A 16,554-nucleotide genomic window follows, 5' to 3' on the forward strand; every position below is an offset into this window, starting at 1 on the left:
TTGACCCATTCCCGGGACGTACGCCCGTTCCCCCTTCTACGGTGATGCGCATCACTGGGCGGGAGGGGCGCGGGGGATGCGTGAGGTCCGGGTACGAAGAGGGTTACGCGGGCGCGGGCGCGGGCGTCGGAGGCGTGCGGCCGGGGCGGCGACGGCGCTCCTGCTGCTCGCGGCGGGCGCCGGCGGCTGCCGGCTCACCCCGGGCGAGGACCGCGACCGGGGGCCCGTCCAGGTCGGCACGACCGACACGGTCACCGCGCTCGACCCGGCGGGCGCCTACGACGCCGGCTCATGGGCGCTGTACGGCAACCTCTTCCAGTCCCTGCTGACCTTCGCCCCCGGTTCGAAGAACCCCGTGCCGGACGCGGCCCGCAGCTGCGGCTTCAAGGGCGACGACCTGCGCACGTACACGTGCGAGCTGCGCCCGGAGCTGAGCTTCGCCAACGGGCACGAGCTGACGGCGGAGGACGTGAAGTTCTCCTTCGACCGCATCGCCCGGATCAAGTCCCCCCAGGGCCCCGGGCCGCTGCTGGAGACCCTGGGCTCGGTCGAGACCTCCGGCGGCGGCCGCGTCGTCACCTTCCGCCTCAAGGTCCCCGACGCCACCTTCCCCCTGAAGATCGCCACGGGCGCCGGCTCCATCGTCGACCACCGCGCGTACCCCTTCGACACGCTGCGCCGGGGCGACCGGGTGGACGGCTCGGGCCCGTACACCCTCAAGGAGTACCGGCCGGGGACGAGCGCCGAGCTCACGCCCAACGACAAGTACGAGGGCGCGGTCAAGGACGTCGGCTCCCCGGTGACCGTCCGCTACTTCCCCGAGCCGGCCCGGATGAGCGACGCCTGGCGGAACGGGACCATCGACGTCGCCGCCCGCCAGATGCCGCCCGCCGACCTGGCCAAGTACTCGCTCTCCGAGACCGGTTCCCGGATGACCGAGACCTCCGGCGCCAACGCCCGCTTCCTCGTCTTCAACCTGCGCGACGGCGCCCCGGCGAAGCCGCTCGCCGTACGGCAGGCCGTCGCGGCCGTCATCGACCGCCAGGCCCTCGCCCGGGACGTCCACCTCCGCACCGTCGAGCCGCTCTACTCGCTCGTCCCGCAGGGCTTCACCGGTCACGCCACGTCCTTCTTCGACGCCTACCCCAAGCCGGACGAGGACCGGGCCCGCCGGCTGCTGCTGGAGGCGGGCGTGCCCACCCCCGTCCGCTTCACCCTCGCCTACTCCAAGGGCGCGGCCACCGACCAGGAAGCCGCCCTGCTGCGCCGCCAACTGGAGGCCACGGGCCTGTTCGAGGTGACGACGAAACGGGTGGAGTGGACGGACTTCCAGCGGGGCTACGCCCGGGGCGAGTACGACGCGTACTGCGTCAGCTGGCTGGCCGACTTCCCCGACCCCGACACCTTCACCACCCCCCTCGTGGGCGACGGCAACGCCCTCCACTCCGGCTACTCCAGCACCCGCGTGGAGAAGCTCATCCGCAAGGCTCAGCAGAACGACCAGCGCGGCCGGGTCGCGGACGACTTCCGGAGCATCCAGAAGATCGTCGCCGAGGACGTGCCGCTGGTCCCGCTGTGGCAGCGGAAGGACTACGTGCTGAGCAACGCGGGCATCTCCGGGACGCAGTACCTGACGGACGGCACGGGCATCTGGCGGCTGTGGATGCTGGGCCGGATCTGACCGGCAGGATCTGACCAGCAGGCGCTCTTGTCCCCTCCGGGACGGTCCACTTCACTTGATCGCGCACACCTGATCGATTCCCGGAATCCTCCCGGAAGGGGACGACGTGCCGCAGCAAGAAGCTCCTGGCGCTCCTGAAGACCTCATCAAGGCCGAGACGGTGGGAGCCTGGTACGACAAGTTCGGCGACCTGTACCACATGACCCTCGGCGACAGCGTGCACTGCGGCCTGTGGGTGTCGCCGGACGAGCCCCATCCGGCGAGCCTGGACCTCGTGGCCCTCTCCTCCCAGGCGCAGGACCGCTACACCGACTACCTCATCCGCCTGATGAACGCCCGCCCCGGCGGCCGGCACCTCGACATCGGATGCGGCCCCGGCCGCCCCGCCGCCCGCCTCGCCGAGCAGACCGGGACCCGCGTCACCGGCATCTCCGTCAGCAAGGAACAGATCGCCAGGGCCCAGGAGATGGCCCGCGCCACCGGGCTGGCCGACCGCCTCGCCTTCGAGGTCGTCGACGCCATGAACCTGCCCTACGAGGACGAGAGCTTCGACACCGCCTGGGCCGTGGAGAGCCTGTGCCACATGGACCGCGCCAAGGCCCTCGGCGAGGCCTGGCGGGTGCTGCGCCCCGGCGGCCACCTGATGATCCTGGAGTCGTCCCTGGTGGCCGAGCTCACCCCCGAGGAGCTCGGCCTCTACGAGACGGTCCTGGCCTCCAACCCCCCGCTGACGTTCCCCGAGTTGTCCGCGCTGCTGGAGCGGACCGGATTCCGGACCCTGGAGTTCAAGGACCTCTCGGCCAACCTGGCGATCAGCTCGGACATGATCGCCCTGCTACTGCGCGACCGCCGCGAGGAGCTCACGGCCGCGCTGGGCGCCGAGTTCGTGGAGATGACGGACGCCGCGTACACGGGCGTCCGCACCATCATCCGGGAGAAGACGCGCTTCTTCATGATGCTGCTGAGCAAGCCCCTCGCGTAGCGGCGGGGCCCGGCCCCGGGGGCCGTCGCGCGTGGCAGTCTGGGGAGATGGACCGGATGGACCAGCACCCGTGGCGCTCGCCCGCCTCGCCGGGCGAGCCGCCCTACTACACGACCGACACGTGCGCCGGGTGCGGCGCCGTCGTCCACGGGATCCACGGCCGGTGGACGTGCGCGGCCTGCGGCGCGTGCAGCCCGTACCAGGAGCCGCCCGAGGGCTGGGCCTCCGAGATCACCCCGGAGGAACTGGCCACGAACACGGTGGGATACGACCGGCCCGCTTGAGGCCCTGTCACAGCTCGTGCCGGTCCAGGAAGTCCAGGATCAGCTTCTGCCACTCCTCGGGCCGCTCGGCCATCGGAACGTGGCCCGTGTCGATCTCCGCGTACTCCGCGCCCGCGATCCGGTCGGCCAGGAAACGGGAGTTGGCGGGCGCGACCAGCGTGTCCTGGAGGGGTGCGATGACCAGCGTGGGCACGGAGATGCCGGCGAGGTCCCCGGTGGTGTCGGACGCGCCGACCACGGCGGCCTGCTCGGCCGCGCCGGCCGGTACCCCGCGCTCCACCAGCTCCAGGAAGGGGCCGACCGCCGCCTCCGGGAGGCCGTTGAAGAACGTCTCGCCGAAGCCGGACAGCGCCACGAACCGGGCGAACGCCTCCAGGTCACCCTGCTCCAGCAGCCGCTGCCACAGGAACAGCGAGGCCCGCGTCCGGTTGTCCGCCTTGGCCAGACCCGCCGTCAGGACCAGCCCTCGCACCCGCTCCGGGTACCGGGCGGCCGCCCGTACCGAGACCAGGGTGCCCAGCGAGTAGCCCAATAGAGTGAAAGTCTCCAGCCCGGCCTCGTTCGCCGCGGCCACGATCCCGTCGGCCAGGGCGTCGAGGGCCAGCGGACCGGTGGCCCTCGGGGTGGCGCCGGAGCCCGGGTAGTCGGGGGCCACCACCGTGTGTCCGGCGGAGAGGGCGGGGAGGATGGGGGCGTAGTTGCCCTCGATGCTGCCGCCCGCGCCGTGCGCGAGGAGCAGGCCGGGGCCGGTGCCGTGAACGGTCGTTGCGAACGCGGGAATCCTTGTCATGCCCCAGAGGTTGCCCCATGACATCAGTGTCAAGGTCAAGTCTGGGTGGGGTATTCGCCAATGCGTATCGGTGAACTGTCGCAGCGTACGGGGGTCAGTGCGCGGCTGCTGCGCTACTACGAGCAGCAGGGGCTGCTCGGATCCGAGCGGGACGGCAACGGCTACCGCCGGTACTCCATGACCGCCGTCGAGCGCGTCCATCGCATCCGTGAACTCCTCGACGCGGGAATGACCACCGAGGTCATCCGCACCCTGCTGCCCTGCGCCCAGGGCGGCCCCGGTCTGCTCAGCTGCTCCCGCTCCGTCCAGGTGCTGGACGATCAACTCGCCCGGGTGGAGGAGCAGATGGCCGAGCTGGAACGGAAGAAGGAGGCGCTCGCGCGCCTGGAGCTCAGGCCCGCCTGAACGGCTGTGGGCCCGCTCCCCGAAGGGAGCGGGCCCACACCGTGAACCGGAAGCGACCGTCAGGTCAGAAGCGGCGCGTGATCAGCGCACGCTTCACTTCCTGGATCGCCTTGGTGACCTCGATGCCACGCGGGCAGGCGTCCGTGCAGTTGAAGGTCGTGCGGCAGCGCCACACGCCGTCCTTGTCGTTGAGGATCTCCAGGCGCTGCTCGCCCGCCTCGTCGCGCGAGTCGAAGATGAAGCGGTGCGCGTTGACGATCGCCGCCGGGCCGAAGTACTGGCCGTCGTTCCAGAACACCGGGCACGAGGAGGTGCACGCGGCGCACAGGATGCACTTGGTGGTGTCGTCGAAGCGCTCGCGGTCCTCGGCGGACTGCAGACGCTCGCGCGTCGGCTCGTTGCCCTTGGTGATGAGGAACGGCATGACGTCGCGGTAGGCCTGGAAGAACGGCTCCATGTCGACCACGAGGTCCTTGAGGACCGTCAGACCCTTGATGGGCTCGACAGTGATCGGCTTGGCCGGGTTGATGTCCTTGATCAGGGTCTTGCAGGCCAGCCGGTTCTTGCCGTTGATCCGCATGGCGTCGGAGCCGCAGATGCCGTGCGCGCAGGAGCGACGGAAGGTCAGCGAGCCGTCCAGGTCCCACTTGATCTTGTGGAGACCGTCGAGCACGCGCTCCTTCGGGTCGATCTCGACCTGGAAGTCCTGCCAGGTGGCCTCCGCCGAGACCTCCGGGTTGAACCGGCGGACGCGGAAGGTGACCGTGATGTACGGCGAGGCCTGCGCCTCGGCCTCCACCTTCTCGAGAGTCGGGGTGCTCATCAGTACTTACGCTCCATCGGCTGGTAGCGGGTCTGGACGACCGGCTTGTAGTCGAGGCGGATCGAGTCCTTGCCGTCCGCGTCGACCTCGCGGTACGCCATGGTGTGGCGCATGAAGTTGACGTCGTCGCGGTTGGGGTAGTCCTCGCGGTAGTGACCACCGCGGGACTCCTTGCGCGCCAGCGCGGACATGGCCATCACCTCGGCCAGGTCGAGCAGGTTGCCCAGCTCGATGGCCTCCAGCAGGTCGGTGTTGAAGCGCTTGCCCTTGTCCTGGACGGACACGTTCTTGTAGCGCTCGCGCAGCTCGGCGATCTTCTCGACGGCCGTCTTGATGGTCTGCTCGGTGCGGAAGACCATGACGTTGGCGTCCATGGTCTCCTGCAGCTCCTTGCGGAGCTCGGCGACCCGCTCGGTGCCGGTGGAGGCACGCAGCTTCTCGACCTGGTCGACGACGAGCGAGGCCGGGTCCTCCGGCAGCTCGACGAAGTCGGCCTTCTGCGCGTACTCCGCGGCCGCGATGCCCGCGCGCTTGCCGAAGACGTTGATGTCCAGCAGCGAGTTGGTGCCCAGGCGGTTGGCGCCGTGCACGGACACGCACGCGACCTCGCCGGCGGCGTAGAGGCCGGGGACGACGGTGTCGTTGTCGGCCAGCACCTCGCCCTCGACGTTGGTCGGGATGCCGCCCATGGCGTAGTGCGCGGTCGGCTGGATCGGGATCGGGTCCGTGTAGGGCTCGATGCCGAGGTACGTCCGCGCGAACTCGGTGATGTCGGGCAGCTTGGCGTCGAGCTGCTCCGGCGGGAGGTGGGTGAGGTCCAGGTAGACGTGGTCGCCCTCGGGACCGCAGCCGCGGCCCTCGCGGATCTCCGTGTAGATGGAGCGCGAGACGACGTCACGCGAGGCGAGGTCCTTCATGACGGGCGCGTACTTCTCCATGAAGCGCTCGCCGTCCTTGTTGCGGAGGATGCCGCCCTCACCGCGGGCGCCCTCCGTCAGCAGGATGCCCATGCGCCAGATGCCCGTCGGGTGGAACTGGAAGAACTCCATGTCCTCCAGGGGCAGGCCGCGGCGGTAGCAGGCGGCCTGGCCGTCACCGGTCAGGGTGTGGGCGTTGGACGTCACCTTGAAGAACTTGCCGGTGCCGCCGGAGGCGTAGATGACCGACTTCGCCTGGAAGACGTGGATCTCGCCGGTGGCCAGCTCGTAGGCGACCACACCGGCGGACTTCTTGACGCCGTCGACCTCGGTGATCAGCTGGTCCAGGACGTAGAACTCGTTGAAGAACTCCACGCCCTCCTTGACGCAGTTCTGGTACAGCGTCTGGAGGATCATGTGGCCGGTGCGGTCCGCGGCGTAGCAGGACCGGCGGACCGGAGCCTCGCCGTGGTTACGGCTGTGACCGCCGAAGCGGCGCTGGTCGATGGTGCCGTCCGGGGTGCGGTTGAACGGCAGGCCCATCTTCTCGAGGTCGAGGACCGCGTCGATGGCCTCCTTCGCCAGGATCTCGGCGGCGTCCTGGTCGACCAGGTAGTCGCCACCCTTGATCGTGTCGAAGGTGTGCCACTCCCAGTTGTCCTCCTCGACGTTCGCGAGGGCGGCGGCCATGCCGCCCTGCGCGGCGCCGGTGTGGGAGCGCGTCGGGTAGAGCTTGGTGAGCACCGCGGTGCGGCTGCGCTTGGTCGACTCGATGGCCGCGCGCATGCCGGCGCCACCGGCGCCGACGATGACGGTGTCGTACTTGTGGATCTTCATGGTCGCGTCAGCCCCGGGCTCTAGCGGATGTTCGGGTCGAAGGTGAAGATCACCAGCGTGCCCAGCAGGACGGTGAACACCGTGGCGGTGTACAGCAGCATCTTCAGCCAGAAGCGGGTGTTGTCCCGCTCCGCGTAGTCGTTGATGACCGTGCGGAGGCCGTTCGCGCCGTGCAGCATCGCCAGCCACAGCATGATCAGGTCCCAGGCCTGCCAGAAGGGCGAGGCCCAGCGGCCCGCCACGAAGGCGAAGCCGATCTTGCTGACGCCGCCGTCGAGGACGAGCTGGATCAGCAGGTGGCCGAGGACCAGGACGACCAGCACGATGCCGGACAGGCGCATGAAGAGCCAGCCGTACATCTCGAAGTTGGTGCGCGTCGCCTTCGGGGTCTTCTTGGTGCGCTTGCGCGGCGCCTCGATGACGGGGGCCGGGTTGTCGACGTCGTAGAGCGAGACGTCGTTCACGGCGGCAGCGGGGGTGGTTTCAGCGGACATCTCGCGACTCAGCTCCCGAACAGCGTGCGCAGCGTGTGCTGGAGCACGGGGTAGAAAGCGCCTGCCATCAGCACGACCCAGACACCGACAACGGTCCACAGCATCTGCTTCTGGTACCGCGGTCCCTTGGACCAGAAGTCCACCGCGATGACGCGGAGGCCATTGAGAGCGTGGAAGAGGATGGCGGCCACGAGGCCGTACTCCATCAGGTTGACGATGGGTGTCTTGTACGTGGCGACGACGTCGTCATATGCCTCGGGGGAGACACGGACGAGAGCGGTGTCGAGGACGTGTACGAACAGGAAGAAGAAAATGAGGACGCCGGTGACTCGATGAGCCACCCAGGACCACATGCCTTCCCGGCCGCGGTACAGCGTTCCAGCCGGCACGGAAAACCCTCCGGGAGCGGGGATTGGGGCCTGCCGGCTTCACTGTCGGTCGGGCCCGGCCGGGTACGGTCCACCGGCCCTGGCCATCGTAGCGACGCCTTGTCGGTTCGGTCCCCCGGGGTACGGCAGGTGTGATCAAACAGGCACGTACGGCCTAGGCCCAGCGGGAACCCGGGGCCCGCCGATGCCTTCCGAGTCCGGGCCGAGACCGCGTCGAGATCCCGTCGAGTCCTGCCCGAGACCGCTCCGAGACCCCGTCGGGAATCTGCCGCCGTCCCGTGGAATCCGCGCTTCCGGCGTGTCCGGCGGGATGTGGGGGGTAGTCAGGGAGAAAACCCATATCTTCGACATCAAAGCCCCAAATGGGAGGTTTGCTCCATGGGACGGTCTGTCAGGATCACCCGGGCTTCTGCCGTCCGGGGAACGGTGGCCAGCTGCGCCCTCCTCGCCACCATGAGCCTCATGGGCTGCCCGCGCGACGGCCACGCCGGGCACCCGGGCGCCGACGACTCCCGCTCCGCCCAGGGCTCCGCCGCCGCCCCGGCCGCCTCTCCCGCCGCCTCGGACCCGGCCACCGTCTCCCCGTCCACGCCCGTCCCGCAGGGGCCCCCGGCCGTGGTCCCGGCCGTCCGGGAGTTCACCCAGCGCTCCGGCCCCGGCTGGCGGCCCGCGCCCGGCGCCCGGGTGGTGGCCGCCGCCGGGAAGCCGGCCGACGAGGCCCGCCGACTCGCCGCCGACCTGGGGCTCACCTACGACGCCGGGCCCGCCCGCGCCGGCGACGTGGAGCTGATCGCGCGCGCCGGGCAGGCCGGCGGCCCCGAGTCCTACGAGCTGACCGTCCAGGACCGCAAGGTCACCGTCACCGCCCCCGAGGCGGCCGGCCTGTTCTACGGCACCCGGACCGTCGTCCAGGCCGTGCGCGGCGGCGGGGGACTGCCCGAGGGTGTGATCAAGGACGCACCCGACCGCCCCCAGCGCGGCCTCAACCTCGACACCGCCCGCAAGCACTTCACCGCCGACTGGATCGAGTCCCGGCTGCGCGAGCTCGCCGACCTCAAGCTCAACCAGCTCGGCCTCCACTTCTCCGACGACCAGGGCTTCCGGATCGAGAGCTCCTCCCACCCCGAGGTCGTCTCCCCGCAGCACCTCACCAAGGCCGAGCTCCGCCGGATCACCACCCTCGCCTCCGACCTCCACATCACCGTCGTCCCCGAGATCGACTCGCCCGGCCACCTCGGCGCGGTCATCGCCGCCCGCCCCGCCCTCCAGCTCCGCGACGCGAGCGGGACGGCGGCGCGGGGCGCGGTCGACATCGGCAACCCCGAGTCCGCGCGGGTCGTCGACGACCTTCTGCGGGAGTTCGCCCCGCTTTTCCCCGGCCCCTGGTTCCACCTCGGCGCGGACGAGTACCGCGCCCTGATGTCCCGTGACCCGCAGGCCGCCTACCCCCGGCTGGCCCAGCTGGCCCGTCGGCGGTTCGGCCCCCAGGGCCGGGTCCAGGACCTGGCCACGGCCTGGCTCAACGACCGGGCGGCCGTGGTGCGCGGCTTGGGCAAGACCCCCAAGGCGTGGAACGACGGCTTCTTCGCGGGCGGGGTCGTCAGCCCGGACAAATCCATCGAAGTCGAATACTGGACGGGCAAGGAGACCGGCGCGCGCCGCCCCCAGGACTACCTGAACGAGGGACGCTCGGTGGTCAACCTGAACGACGAATACCTCTATTACGTGCTCGGCGAGCCCAACGATTTCCGCTACCCGACGGGGGAGCGGATCTACGGCGCGTGGTCGCCGCCCGTCCTGCGGGGCACGGGCCCCGTCCCGGCGAACGTCGCGACGGGCGCGGACCGGGTGCCCGGCGGGCGGCTCGCGGTCTGGTGCGACCGCGCGGACGCGCAGTCGCCGGAGCAGGTGGCGTCGGGAATCCGGCTTCCGCTCGCGGCGGTGTCACAGAGACTGTGGGACCCGAGGCCGCCACGATTGTCGTGGGCGGACTTCGCGGCACTGGCGGCGAAGGTGCGGCGGTGACTCGAGGGGGCTTGGCCCCCTCGAACCCCCGGACGGGGACGGCCGGGGCCGCCACCCCCCACAGGAGAGGCCCCGACCGCCGTCCGCTGCGAACCCTGGTGGGGCACGCATCTCTTACAGCGCCGGTAATCGAAAATTCGTCACTCCCCACTTCCCCGGACCGGGGCAGGTCGTCCGGAGCGCGTAATATCACCCGCTCGTAGCCGTTTGACCACGCCACGCCTCCCGGGGGTCTTGCTGATGTATCCGTGCGGTCGATGCCGCGCTGTCGCCGTGGGCCCCGACGGCCGGTGCGCCGCCTGTGGTGCCTACCAGCAGCCGCACCCGTCCGCGCAGCCGCATCCCACGCAGGCGCATCCCGGGCAGCCGCCGTACGGGTACGCGTACGCGTACCCACAGCCGTATCCGTACCCGGGCGCCATGCCCGGCCTCCCGGGCGGGCTTCCGTTCGGCGGGGTGGACCTGCGGCGCGGCGTACGGATCGCCCTGAACGTTCTGCTGGGCGTGGTAGCCCTGCTGGCGATGCTGCAGATCGCGGCCATCGGCCAGCAGCGCGGCGTCATTCAGGACATCCTCGCGAACGGCCATCCGGGCTCGTCCGCGAGCGACGCCGCCGTCGACGACGCCGACTCCTTCGCCGACGCGATGACCGTGCTGTCGTTCCTCGGCATGGCGGCCACGGCCGTCCTGTGGGTGATCTGGTTCCGCCGGGTGCGCCTCAACGCCGAGGTGTTCGCGCCCGGTACCCACCGCTTCGGCAGCGGCTGGGCGGTGGGCAGCTGGTTCACACCGGTCGTGAACCTCTGGTTCCCCAAGCAGATGGCGAACGACATCTACCGGGCCAGCGCCCCCGGCGGCCCGCAGAGCGCCCCCAAGGGCCTGCTCAACGCCTGGTGGACGCTGTGGATCGCGGCCAACGTGCTCAACACGGTGGGCGACGGCATGTCCTCGGTCGCCTCCAGCAGGCTCCGACGGCCCCTCGCCGACTCCGACTGGAAGGGCGCCGTGGAGCTGCTGAACAGCTCCCTCGCCGTCAGCGGCTTCTCCGTACTGCTGCTCCTGGCCGACACCGCGCTCGCCCTGCTCGTCGTCCGGCAGCTGACGCGGATGCAGGAGCAGCGGGCCATGGCCGGCCCCCCGGCGATGCCGCCCGTCCCGCCCGTCGTCCCGCCGGCCGTCCCGCCGTACGGGGTGCCGTTCGGCGGCGCCCCCTACGGCCCGCCGCCTGGGCAGAATCCTTTCAGCGCCGGTCCGGCGGCCTCCTGAACCGCGAGTACGACCTGTGGTGCAGGATGTGAGCGTGCAGGGGGACGACGCTGAGCTGACCGTCGCGGTGCGCGCGGCGCAGAGCGGGGACGAAACGGCATTCCGTACGGTCTACCGGACCGTGCAGCCGCGCCTGCTCGGGTATGTGCGCACGCTGGTCGGCGAGGCCGACGCGGAGGACGTGGCCTCGGAGGCGTGGCTCCAGATAGCCAGGGACCTGGAGCGGTTCACCGGCGACGCCGACCGCTTCAGGGGCTGGGCGGCCACGATCGCCCGCAACCGCGCCCTCGACCACATACGCATGCGCGGCCGGCGCCCGGCCATCGGCGGCGACGAGAGCGAGCTCGCCGCCCGGGCCGCCGACGCGGACACCGCCGGGGAGGCGTTGGAGGCCCTCGGCACGGGGCGTACCCTCGCCCTCATCGCCCAGCTCCCGCAGGACCAGGCCGAGGCCGTGGTGCTGCGGGTGGTCGTCGGCCTCGACGCCAAGAGCGCCGCCGGAGTGCTGGGCAAACGGCCCGGCGCGGTGCGCACCGCCGCGCACCGCGGTCTGCGGCGGCTGGCCGAGCTGGTGACGGCGGGCCCCGGCGGGCCCCCGGCCGGCGACGCCGGCCGGGACCGGCGGGCCGGTGGGGCGACAGTTTCTTCCGGTGTGACGCAAACGCGCGCGCGGACGCAGAAGGACATGTGATGGCGGACGACCACCGGTACGACCACGACTGGCTGGATGACGACGCCGTGGAGCGGCTGCTGCGCGGGTTCCCTGCCGGGGGCGAAGCCGGGGCCATGACGGGCACGACCGGCGCCGGGCCCGCCACGGGCTCCGCGGTCGGCGGCGAGGTCGGCGTCGTTCCAGCGGAATCCATCGCGGAGCGCGCCACCGGGGGCGAGATCGACGCTGCCTCTGCGGACGCTGCCGCTGGATCCCCCGCCGGAAGCGAGGCCGAGGCGCTCCTCGCCATGCGGCTGAACGCGGCCTTCCGCTCCCTGACCGACATCCCGTCCGACATCCCGTCCGCCGTCGACGCCCCGCTGCCCGGCGAGGAAGCCGCGCTCGCGGCGTTCCGCGCCGCGCGCGCCACCGCCGCGCCGACGCCGGCCTCGGCCCCGGCCGCCAAGGCCGCGGCCTCCCCCCTCGCCGCCCTGCGCGACGCGGGCTCGCGGCGCGTCGAGGCCGTGCGCTCGTTCCTGCGGCGCCCCGCCCGGACGGCCCTCGCGCTGGCCCTCGCGGGCTGCGCGGTGGGCGGTGTCGCGGTCGCGGCCGGGACGGGCGTGCTGCCCGGGCCGTTCGGCAGGTCCGGCAAGGAGCCGTCGCCCTCCGCCAGCGTGACGCTCGCCGACGAGACCGACGTCGCGACGGTCGGCCCCGGCACGCCCGCCCCCGGCACCACTCCCTCCCCGGGAGCGAGTGCCCGTCCCACCGGCCGCCCGGACCCCGCCCGTACCCCCGGTGCCAAGGAGTCCGGACCGGCGTCCGGTTCCTCGGCGAGCCCGTTCCACGGTGACGAGGACGACGCCCGGGGCGAGAAGGGCGACAAGGGGAACAAGGACGGCAAGCCCGGCAAGGACGGCGGGAACAACGATCCCGGCACCCTGGACGGCGCCAAGGCGGGCCGCGTCTGGGCCGCCAAGATCTGCCGCGAGTTCCTCGCCAACGGCAAGCGCAACGGCAATGGCAACGGGAACGGCAACGGCAAGGGCGTCGACGAGGACGAGGCCCGCACCCTGGAGCGGTTCGCCGGCGGCTCGTCGGCCGTCCACACGTACTGCGAGCGCGTCCTCGCCTCCGACGGCCAGGGAAGCAAGAGCAGCACCGGCGGCAAGGGCGACGAGGACGGCGACGGCTCGGTGTGGGACGACCTCGTCAACCGCGCCCCGCGCTCCCGCAGCCTGCCCCGCGTCAGCGCGCCGGCCCCCGCCCCGACACCGGGTGTGACACTTTTCGAGGCGTCGGCGCTGTAGGTAGTGAGCCGACTGGTCATCGGCTGCGCGGAGCCGAAGTTCCCCCCCATTAGTCGGCTCCGCGCACCTGGCGCGGGCGGGGCTCTTCCCCCGGTCCTGCCCGCGCCCCCCTTCCTCCTTCGCCGTGTGTGGCGACCGGGACGGGCACCTCCGGAGGACTACAGTCCGAAGTGGAGGCTTCCGGAACCCGAGCAGCGGGAGGCGTTTCCCATGACGACCCGATCGCGATCCACCGAGTCCGGACTGCCCGTCAAGCCGGTCTACGACCCGGAGGCCCTCGCCGGCTGGGACCCCGGCGACCGGCTCGGCGCCCCCGGCGCGTACCCCTTCACCCGTGGCGTGTACCCGACGATGTACACCGAGCGCCCCTGGACCATGCGTCAGTACGCGGGCTTCGGCACGGCCGCCGAGTCCAACGCCCGCTACCGCCGGCTCATCGCCGACGGCGGCCACGGCCTGTCCGTCGCCTTCGACCTGCCCACCCAGATGGGCCACGACTCCGATGCCCCCATCGCGAGCGGCGAGGTCGGCAAGGTCGGCGTCGCCGTCGACTCGGTCGAGGACATGCGGGAGCTCTTCGACGGCATCCCCCTCGGCGACGTCTCCACGTCGATGACCATCAACGCCCCGGCCGCTCTGCTGCTCCTGCTCTACCAGCTGGTGGCCGAGGAGCAGGGCGTGTCCGGCGAGCACCTCACCGGCACCGTCCAGAACGACGTCCTCAAGGAGTACATCGCGCGCGGGACGTACATCTTCCCGCCCAAGCCCTCTCTCCGCCTGACCGCCGACATCTTCCGCTACTGCCGGACCGAGCTCCCGCGCTGGAACACCATCTCCGTCTCCGGCTACCACATCGCCGAGGCCGGGGCCTCGCCCGTGCAGGAGGTCGCCTTCACCCTGGCCGACGCCGTCCAGTACGTCCGCACGGCCATCGCCGCCGGCATGGACGTCGACGACTTCGCCCCCCGGATCTCCTTCTTCTTCGTCTCCCGGACGACCCTGCTCGAAGAGGTCGCCAAATTCCGGGCGGCCCGGCGGATCTGGGCCCGGCTGATGCGGGACGAATTCGGGGCGAAGAACCCCAAATCGCAGATGCTGCGCTTCCATACCCAGACCGCCGGGGTGCAGCTCACCGCGCAGCAACCCGAGATCAACCTCGTGCGCGTCGCCGTCCAGGGCCTGGCCGCCGTGCTCGGCGGCACCCAGTCGCTGCACACCAACTCCTACGACGAGGCCATCGCCCTGCCCAGCGAGAAGGCCGCCCGGCTCGCCCTGCGCACCCAGCAGGTGCTCGCCCACGAGACGGACGTCACCGCCACGGTCGACCCGTTCGCGGGCTCGTACGCGATCGAGTCGATGACGGACGAGCTGGAGTTCGCCGCCCTGGAGCTGATGGACGAGGTCGAGGCCATGGGCGGGGCCGTCGCCGCCATCGAGCGGGGCTTCCAGAAGGGCGAGATCGAACGCAACGCCTACCGCGTCGCCCGCGAGACCGAGACGGGCGACCGCGTCGTCGTGGGCGTCAACCGCTTCCGCGTCGACGAGGAGGAGCCGTACGAGCCGCTGCGCGTCGACCCGGAGATCGAGACGCGGCAGTGCGAACGCCTGGCGAGGCTGCGGGCGGACCGCGACGACAGCGCGGTCACGCGCGAACTGGACGCGCTGCGGCGGGCGGCGGAGAGCGAGGCGGAGAACGTCCTGCCCCCGATGCGGGAGGCCCTGCGGGCCCGGGCCACGGTGGGGGAGGTGTGCGGGGCGCTGCGGGAGGTGTGGGGGACGCACGCGCCGGCGGACTCGTTCTGACCGCCGCCCGGACTGAGGGACACTGGTGGGATGTCCTCCCCCCGCCGGGCCTGTCCCGTATGTACCCGTGAGATCGCAGTCGTCGGCGGCCGCTTCGCCCGCCACGACCCGCCGGGCCGCCGCCCGGCCTTCACATACGAGCTGATGTCCTGCCCCGGCTCGCGCCGCTCGGCCCCACTCCTGGCGACGGAACCGGTGCTCTTCGACCCGGAGCGCCCCCCGATGGACGGCCAGCAGCAGCTGTTCTGACCGGGGGCCGAAATCAGCCCCTCCGGCGATTGAGGAGCGGGGTCTGGGGCGGAGCCCCAGGAAATGGTGAAAGGGCGGGACTGGGGCACCCCTCCCGGCCTAATGGCAGACGATATCTTCAGCCGGACGCTGTCCCGTCTTGAGAAACTCGCTGACAGCCGCGTCGCCGCAAGCGTTCCCGTTCGCCAGGTACGCCCCGTGGCCGCCGGAGTCGACGGAGACCAGCCGCGCCCGCTCGCCCAGAGCGGCCCGCATCTTGAGGGCGCCGCTGTGGGGGGTGTTCGGGTCGCGCAGGTTCTGGAGCATCAGGATGTTCGAGGGTCCCTGGGAGGTGATCCGGCCGGGCTTGTCGGCCGGCTCGTCCTTCCAGAACGCGCAGGGCATGACGCCGACGGGCATCCCCGCCGTCAGCGGGTGCCGGACCCGGTCGGCGGCCACGGCCCGCCGGTAGGCGGGAAGCGACTTCGGCCAGGCGACGTCGTTGCAGATGGTCGCCGTCCGTACGGCCGCGTCGTGCTGGGACACCGCCAAGGGCAGGACGTCGGGGACCGTCAGCTCACCGGTGGTGTCGCGGGCGGCGCGGATCAGTTTCGCCAGGGGCGCGAAACCCTCCCGTGAGGTGAGGGTTTGAAGCAGCCCCATCCGCAAACGGTTGCCGGTCAGCTGGTGCCCGTCGGCGAACGTACGCGGTGAGGCGTCCAGCTTCGCCGCCAGCGCGAGGAACATCGGCTGGACGGCCACGGGGGTGTCGGCCAGCCGGTCGGGGTTGCCGGGCGCCGACGCCCACTTCGCGAAGTCGGGGAAGCGGTCCTCGACCCCGACGGCCATGTTCGCCAGCCACCCGCGCGCGACCCGGGCGGGATCGGGGTCGCCCGAGCTGTCCAGCACGACCCTGTCGGTCCGGTCGGGGTGCTTCTGCGCGTACTGGGCCGCCACGTACGTGCCGTACGAGACGCCGTACACCGACAGCTTCCGCTCGCCGAGGGCCTGGCGGAGGAGGTCGATGTCGCGTACCTCGTTGGCGGTCGTGAACGAGCGGAGGAGCGGGCCGCCGTCGCGGGCGCAGGCGTCGGCGATGCGGCGGGCGCGGACCACGTTCTCACTGATGTCGCCGTCGGGGCCGGGCCAGGGGATGAAGTGACTGATCTCCAGGTCGTCCTTGTCCAGCCCGCAGTCGGCGAGGCTGCTGCCGTGGCCGCCGACGCCGCGCGGGTCGAAGCTCACGACGTCGTAGGCGCCGCCGGTCTTCTCGCGTATGTCCGCGCCCTTCCGCTCCAGCAGGCTGACGCCGGAGCCGCCGGGCCCGCCGGGTATCAGCAGCAGCGTCCCCCGCCGCGCCTCCGGGTGGTCGGTCCGCAGCCGGGACACCGCGAGGTTGGCCCGTGGGCCGTCCGGGGCGCGGTAGTCGACCGGTACGGACAGGTCGGCGCACTCCCTGGCGGGCGCGTCGGCGCAGGGTTTCCAGCGAAGGGAGGGCGCGCCCGCCGGTGCGGCCTGTGCCGGTGCGGCGAGGGTGGCGGCGACGGCGGAGGTGGCGAGGGCGAACAGGATGGATTTGCGGGTGCGTTGGTTCGTCATGCGGACAAGGCTCGTCGGTCGACGCCGTTCTGCCCATCCGGCCCACCGTTCCCTTAAGGGTGGGGAAAA

The 16,554-nt window shown here is 71.7% G+C and carries 16 protein-coding genes; 10 read left to right on the top strand and 6 right to left on the bottom strand.

The window, feature by feature from the left end:
* Nucleotides 1-76: 76 nt before the first annotated feature.
* The 3 genes from EKH77_RS19685 to EKH77_RS19695 all read left to right on the top strand — a co-directional run bounded on the left by EKH77_RS19685 (nucleotide 77) and on the right by EKH77_RS19695 (nucleotide 2,947).
* Entirely contained in the window at nucleotides 77-1,681 is a 1,605-nt protein-coding gene (locus EKH77_RS19685) for an ABC transporter substrate-binding protein (protein WP_126915652.1), read from the top strand.
* 106 nt (nucleotides 1,682-1,787) lie between these two features.
* Nucleotides 1,788-2,663, top strand: coding sequence for an SAM-dependent methyltransferase (locus tag EKH77_RS19690; protein WP_240667431.1), 876 nt, complete (start codon nucleotides 1,788-1,790; stop codon nucleotides 2,661-2,663).
* Between the two features lie 56 nt (nucleotides 2,664-2,719).
* Nucleotides 2,720-2,947 carry a hypothetical protein gene (locus tag EKH77_RS19695; protein ID WP_126915653.1) on the top strand — a complete coding sequence of 76 codons (228 nt, stop codon included), beginning with the start codon at nucleotides 2,720-2,722 and terminating at the stop codon, nucleotides 2,945-2,947.
* Nucleotides 2,948-2,954: 7 nt separating this feature from the next.
* Here EKH77_RS19695 and EKH77_RS19700 read toward each other — a convergent pair whose 3' ends face one another.
* Entirely contained in the window at nucleotides 2,955-3,737 is a 783-nt protein-coding gene (locus tag EKH77_RS19700; RefSeq protein ID WP_126915654.1) for an alpha/beta fold hydrolase, read from the bottom strand.
* Between the two features lie 60 nt (nucleotides 3,738-3,797).
* On the opposite strand from EKH77_RS19700, the gene EKH77_RS19705 reads away from it, so the two are divergent.
* Nucleotides 3,798-4,142 carry a MerR family transcriptional regulator gene (locus EKH77_RS19705; RefSeq protein WP_126915655.1) on the top strand — a complete coding sequence of 115 codons (345 nt, stop codon included), beginning with the start codon at nucleotides 3,798-3,800 and terminating at the stop codon, nucleotides 4,140-4,142.
* A gap of 64 nt (nucleotides 4,143-4,206) precedes the next feature.
* Here EKH77_RS19705 and EKH77_RS19710 read toward each other — a convergent pair whose 3' ends face one another.
* From EKH77_RS19710 to sdhC, 4 genes are read right to left on the bottom strand one after another with little or no spacing between them, the layout of a single operon-like run.
* Complete coding sequence (locus EKH77_RS19710; RefSeq protein ID WP_126915656.1) at nucleotides 4,207-4,965, bottom strand: succinate dehydrogenase iron-sulfur subunit; 759 nt, start codon at nucleotides 4,963-4,965, stop codon at nucleotides 4,207-4,209.
* Complete coding sequence (gene sdhA, locus EKH77_RS19715) at nucleotides 4,965-6,719, bottom strand: succinate dehydrogenase flavoprotein subunit (RefSeq protein WP_126915657.1); 1,755 nt, start codon at nucleotides 6,717-6,719, stop codon at nucleotides 4,965-4,967. The genes EKH77_RS19710 and sdhA overlap by 1 nt, the downstream gene beginning before the upstream one ends.
* Nucleotides 6,720-6,739: 20 nt before the next feature.
* The gene (locus tag EKH77_RS19720) at nucleotides 6,740-7,213 is read right to left on the bottom strand and encodes a succinate dehydrogenase hydrophobic membrane anchor subunit (RefSeq protein WP_126915658.1); all 474 of its coding nucleotides are present in this window, start codon (nucleotides 7,211-7,213) and stop codon (nucleotides 6,740-6,742) included.
* Between the two features lie 8 nt (nucleotides 7,214-7,221).
* The gene (sdhC, locus tag EKH77_RS19725; RefSeq protein WP_126915659.1) at nucleotides 7,222-7,602 is read right to left on the bottom strand and encodes a succinate dehydrogenase, cytochrome b556 subunit; all 381 of its coding nucleotides are present in this window, start codon (nucleotides 7,600-7,602) and stop codon (nucleotides 7,222-7,224) included.
* 378 nt (nucleotides 7,603-7,980) lie between these two features.
* Here sdhC and EKH77_RS19730 point away from each other — a divergent pair, with 378 nt between their 5' ends.
* The 6 genes from EKH77_RS19730 (at nucleotide 7,981) to EKH77_RS19755 (ending at nucleotide 14,907) form a co-directional block, all read left to right on the top strand.
* The gene (locus tag EKH77_RS19730) at nucleotides 7,981-9,627 is read left to right on the top strand and encodes a beta-N-acetylhexosaminidase (RefSeq protein ID WP_126915660.1); all 1,647 of its coding nucleotides are present in this window, start codon (nucleotides 7,981-7,983) and stop codon (nucleotides 9,625-9,627) included.
* Between the two features lie 420 nt (nucleotides 9,628-10,047).
* Nucleotides 10,048-10,893: a DUF4328 domain-containing protein gene (locus EKH77_RS19735; protein WP_164737821.1), complete on the top strand. Its 846-nt coding sequence runs from the start codon at nucleotides 10,048-10,050 to the stop codon at nucleotides 10,891-10,893.
* Between the two features lie 34 nt (nucleotides 10,894-10,927).
* A complete protein-coding gene (locus EKH77_RS19740; RefSeq protein WP_126915662.1) occupies nucleotides 10,928-11,584 on the top strand; it encodes an RNA polymerase sigma factor in 657 nt (218 codons plus the stop codon).
* A complete protein-coding gene (locus tag EKH77_RS19745; RefSeq protein ID WP_126915663.1) occupies nucleotides 11,584-12,855 on the top strand; it encodes a hypothetical protein in 1,272 nt (423 codons plus the stop codon). Before EKH77_RS19740 ends, EKH77_RS19745 begins: the two co-directional genes overlap by 1 nt.
* 210 nt (nucleotides 12,856-13,065) lie before the next feature.
* Nucleotides 13,066-14,658: an acyl-CoA mutase large subunit family protein gene (locus tag EKH77_RS19750; protein WP_126915664.1), complete on the top strand. Its 1,593-nt coding sequence runs from the start codon at nucleotides 13,066-13,068 to the stop codon at nucleotides 14,656-14,658.
* A 30-nt stretch (nucleotides 14,659-14,688) separates the two neighbouring features.
* Complete coding sequence (locus EKH77_RS19755) at nucleotides 14,689-14,907, top strand: hypothetical protein (RefSeq protein ID WP_126915665.1); 219 nt, start codon at nucleotides 14,689-14,691, stop codon at nucleotides 14,905-14,907.
* 99 nt (nucleotides 14,908-15,006) lie between these two features.
* Here EKH77_RS19755 and EKH77_RS19760 read toward each other — a convergent pair whose 3' ends face one another.
* Nucleotides 15,007-16,485 carry an alpha/beta hydrolase gene (locus EKH77_RS19760; protein WP_126915666.1) on the bottom strand — a complete coding sequence of 493 codons (1,479 nt, stop codon included), beginning with the start codon at nucleotides 16,483-16,485 and terminating at the stop codon, nucleotides 15,007-15,009.
* Nucleotides 16,486-16,554: the final 69 nt, after the last annotated feature.

This window comes from Streptomyces luteoverticillatus (genome assembly GCF_003970715.1).
Classification (GTDB): domain Bacteria; phylum Actinomycetota; class Actinomycetes; order Streptomycetales; family Streptomycetaceae; genus Streptomyces; species Streptomyces abikoensis.

What these genes read in the sequence shown, in the direction of transcription:
- EKH77_RS19685 (WP_126915652.1), top strand. Translation starts at nt 77, where the DNA reads ATGCGTGAGGTCCGGGTACGAAGAGGGTTACGCGGGCGCGGGCGCGGG.
- EKH77_RS19695 (WP_126915653.1), top strand. Translation starts at nt 2,720, where the DNA reads ATGGACCAGCACCCGTGGCGCTCGCCCGCCTCGCCGGGCGAGCCGCCC.
- EKH77_RS19700 (WP_126915654.1), bottom strand. Translation starts at nt 3,737, where the DNA reads ATGACAAGGATTCCCGCGTTCGCAACGACCGTTCACGGCACCGGCCCC.
- EKH77_RS19705 (WP_126915655.1), top strand. Translation starts at nt 3,798, where the DNA reads ATGCGTATCGGTGAACTGTCGCAGCGTACGGGGGTCAGTGCGCGGCTG.
- EKH77_RS19710 (WP_126915656.1), bottom strand. Translation starts at nt 4,965, where the DNA reads ATGAGCACCCCGACTCTCGAGAAGGTGGAGGCCGAGGCGCAGGCCTCG.
- sdhA (WP_126915657.1), bottom strand. Translation starts at nt 6,719, where the DNA reads ATGAAGATCCACAAGTACGACACCGTCATCGTCGGCGCCGGTGGCGCC.
- EKH77_RS19720 (WP_126915658.1), bottom strand. Translation starts at nt 7,213, where the DNA reads ATGTCCGCTGAAACCACCCCCGCTGCCGCCGTGAACGACGTCTCGCTC.
- EKH77_RS19730 (WP_126915660.1), top strand. Translation starts at nt 7,981, where the DNA reads ATGGGACGGTCTGTCAGGATCACCCGGGCTTCTGCCGTCCGGGGAACG.
- EKH77_RS19735 (WP_164737821.1), top strand. Translation starts at nt 10,048, where the DNA reads ATGCCCGGCCTCCCGGGCGGGCTTCCGTTCGGCGGGGTGGACCTGCGG.
- EKH77_RS19745 (WP_126915663.1), top strand. Translation starts at nt 11,584, where the DNA reads ATGGCGGACGACCACCGGTACGACCACGACTGGCTGGATGACGACGCC.
- EKH77_RS19750 (WP_126915664.1), top strand. Translation starts at nt 13,066, where the DNA reads ATGACGACCCGATCGCGATCCACCGAGTCCGGACTGCCCGTCAAGCCG.
- EKH77_RS19755 (WP_126915665.1), top strand. Translation starts at nt 14,689, where the DNA reads ATGTCCTCCCCCCGCCGGGCCTGTCCCGTATGTACCCGTGAGATCGCA.
- EKH77_RS19760 (WP_126915666.1), bottom strand. Translation starts at nt 16,485, where the DNA reads ATGACGAACCAACGCACCCGCAAATCCATCCTGTTCGCCCTCGCCACC.